The organism is Lysobacter sp. TAB13 (assembly GCF_052113885.1).
GTDB lineage: Bacteria > Pseudomonadota > Gammaproteobacteria > Xanthomonadales > Xanthomonadaceae > Lysobacter > Lysobacter gummosus.
This window is the reverse complement of the sequence record NZ_JBFRDR010000345.1, coordinates 1-378: the sequence shown is the minus strand read 5'-3', so window position 1 is coordinate 378 and position 378 is coordinate 1. Positions and strand designations below refer to the sequence as shown.

1 protein-coding gene is annotated in these 378 nt (G+C 63.8%); it reads right to left on the bottom strand.

Going from position 1 to position 378, the window contains the following annotated elements:
* The coding region (locus AB4Y92_RS26470; protein ID WP_441822325.1) for an ABC transporter substrate-binding protein at positions 1 to 378 on the bottom strand (378 nt) is incomplete at both ends.

Genomic DNA, 378 nt, shown 5'->3' with positions numbered 1-378 from the left:
GTAGTTGTCATTGCGCTTGACGGTCATGCCTTGCTTGGCATCGACGCGCGTGATGGCGAAGGGGCCAGTGCAGGTCTTGATCGGGTTGACCTTGCCGTCCTTGTAGGCTGCCGGTGCCAGGATCGTCGTGGCCGGACTGGCCAGCTGGCCGGGGAGGAAGACCGAGGGTTCGACGGTGGTGATGCGCAGGGTCTCGGTGTCCAGCACCTCGACGGATTTGATGTTCTTCTTCGAAAAAGCCCTTGCCGGCACCTGCGCCGCCAGGAGCTGGTTGAGTGCGTTCGCCGCCGCTTCGGCCGTCAGGGGGCTCCCGTCATGGAATGTGACGCCCTGGCGTATCTTGAAGTCCCAGGCGGTCGGCGAAGACTGGCTCCATGC